1 protein-coding gene is annotated in these 2,880 nt (G+C 70.7%); it reads left to right on the top strand.

Translation table 11 applies throughout. The features are described 5' to 3' along the window. Positions 1-2,880: type I polyketide synthase (locus tag VT50_RS37665; protein ID WP_143645374.1), on the top strand; the 2,880-nt coding region annotated here is incomplete at both ends.

The raw sequence follows: 2,880 nt of genomic DNA, 5'->3' as shown, positions 1-2,880 counted from the left end.
CGTTGGGTGGTCCGGGGCAGAGCAACTACGCGGCAGCGAATGTGTTCCTGGATGGTTTGGCGTCGTGGCGTCGGGCTCAGGGGTTGCCGGGTGTGTCGATGGCGTGGGGTCTGTGGGCCGAGGCCAGCGGCATGACCGGACACCTCGCCGAGCGGGATCTGCGCAGGGTGTCCCGTTCGGGTCTGGTGCCCCTCTCCTCCGAGGAGGGGCTTGAGCTGTTCGACGCGGCCCTCGTCTCGGATGAGATCGTGTCGGTCCCGGTCCGGCTGGACATCCCCGCGCTGCGTGCGCAGGGCGCCGAACTCCCCGCCCTCTTCCGCAAGGTCGTACCCAGCGCGCCCACGCGCCGTACGGCACGGTCGGAGCAGAGCGAAAGCCTTCCCGACGAACTGCGCCGACGCCTCCTCGGCCTGCCGAGGACGTCCCAGGACCAGATGTTGCTGGAGCTCATCCGTACGCAGACGGCGGCGGCCCTCGGTCACGCCACCCCCGAGACCGTCAACACCCGGCGGCCCTTCAAGGAACTCGGCTTCGACTCGCTGATGGGCGTCGACCTGAGGAATCGGCTCACCGCGGAGACCGGTCTGCGGCTGCCCGCCACGCTGGTCTTCGACTATCCGACCCCGATGGCACTCGTCGGCCACATCCGCGATGAGATCCTGGGCGGCGAGGGTGCCGCCTCATCGGCGGGCGCGGCGCCGGTGGCCGCCTCGGACGCGGCGGTGGACAGCGACCCCATCGTGATCGTGGGCATGAGCTGCCGATTCCCGGGTGGTGTGCGGACGCCCGAGGAGCTGTGGCACCTGGTCATGGCGGGTACGGACGCGATGTCCGAGTTCCCGTCCGACCGCGGCTGGGACCTTGAGCGCCTGTACGACCCGGACCCCGACCGGGAGGGCACGTACTACGCCAAGAACGGCGGGTTCCTCTACGACGCCCACCAATTCGACCCCGCCTTCTTCGACATGTCCCCGCGCGAGGCGCTGGCGACCGACCCGCAGCAGCGGCTGCTGCTGGAGACGTCGTGGGAGGCGTTCGAGCGGGCCGGTATCGACCCCGTGACCAAGCGGGGCAGCCGATCCGGAGTGTTCGTGGGCGTGATGTACAACGACTACGGCACCCGGCTGCGGAACGTCCCCGAGGGCTTCGAGGGGTCCCTGGGCAGCGGAAGCGCTGGAAGCGTGGCCTCGGGGCGTATCTCGTACACCCTCGGTCTCGAGGGGCCCGCGGTCACGGTGGACACGGCCTGTTCGTCCTCGCTGGTCGCGCTGCACCTGGCGGCGCAGTCCCTGCGCCAGGGCGAGTGCGACGTGGCGCTCGCCGGTGGCGTTTCGGTGATGTCGTCGCCCGGTGCGTTCGTGGAGTTCAGCCGTCAGCGCGGGCTTTCCCCCGACGGCCGGTGCAAGCCGTTCGCGAACGCCGCAGACGGCACTGGTTGGTCCGAGGGTGTGGGCATGCTCCTGCTGGAGCGGCTGTCGGACGCGCGGCGCAACGGCCACGAGGTGCTGGCGGTCGTCCGTGGCTCAGCCATCAACCAGGATGGTGCGTCCAATGGTCTGACGGCGCCGAACGGCCCGTCGCAGCAGCGGGTGATCCGGCAGGCGCTGGCGAGTGCCCGTCTGTCGGCGGCCGATGTGGACGTCGTGGAGGCGCACGGTACGGGAACCACGCTGGGTGACCCGATCGAGGCGCAGGCGCTGCTGGTGACCTATGGGCAGGACCGGCCCGAGGGCCAGCCGCTGCTGCTGGGCGCTCTCAAGTCGAACATCGGTCATACCCAGGCCGCCGCCGGTGTGGCCGGGGTCATCAAGATGGTGATGGCCATGCGGCACGGTGTGCTGCCGCGGACGCTGCACGTGGACGAGCCCTCGCGCGAGGTGGACTGGTCGGCGGGCGAGGTGCGGCTGTTGACCGAGGCAGCCGCGTGGCCCGAGACCGGGCAGCCGCGCCGGGCCGGTGTCTCCGCGTTCGGTGTCAGTGGCACCAATGCCCACGCCATCATCGAGCAGGCTCCGCCGGTTCACAACGAGGCCGGGGCGGGCGCGGCTTCCGACGGTTCTGACGGTTCCCACGATTCCGACGTTTCCGACGCCGACAGTGGTGTGGCCGCATGGGTGCTGTCGGGCCGTGGCGCGGACGCGCTGCGGGCCCAGGCCGCTCAGCTGAGGACGTTCCTGCTGGAGCGGGCCGAGTTGAGCGCGCTGGACATCGGCCACTCGCTGGTGGCGACGCGTTCGATGTTCGAGCACCGTGCCGTGGTGTCGGGCGCGAACCGCGCGGAACTCCTCGCCGGGCTCGAGGCCGTCGCGGCCGGAGAGGTCGCCCCGGGGGTGATTCAGGGCGTCGCGAACACATCGGGCCTGAGGGCCTTCTTGTTCTCGGGCCAGGGTGCGCAACGCCCGGGCATGGGGCGGGAGTTGTACGAGGCGTTCCCGGTGTTCGCCCGGGCGTTGGACGAGGTGTGTGCGTGTCTGGACGCGGTGCTGGACCGTCCGCTGAAGGACGTGATGTTCGCGGCCGAGGGCGGTGCGGATGCCGGGCTGCTGGATCAGACGGCGTTCACCCAGCCTGCGCTGTTCGCCGTCGAGGTGGCGTTGTTCCGGCTGCTGGAGCACTGGGGTGTTACCCCGGATGTGCTGATCGGCCATTCGGTGGGCGAGGTGGCTGCCGCGCATGTGGCGGGGATGTTCTCGCTGGAGGACGCGTGCGCGCTGATCGCGGCCCGGGGGCGTCTGATGCAGGCGCTGCCCGAGGGTGGTGCGATGGTGGCGGTGCAGGCGTCGGAGGAGGAGGTCGCGGCGTCGCTGGCTGGTCGTGAGGCCGAGGTGAGTATCGCGGCGGTCAATGGTCCGGCGGCTGTGGTGGTCGCGGGTGATGAGG

This window comes from Streptomyces antioxidans (genome assembly GCF_000968685.2).
GTDB classification, from domain to species: Bacteria; Actinomycetota; Actinomycetes; order Streptomycetales; family Streptomycetaceae; genus Streptomyces; species Streptomyces antioxidans.
Note: the sequence above shows the minus strand (reverse complement) of the source record. Positions and strands in the feature narration are given on the sequence as shown.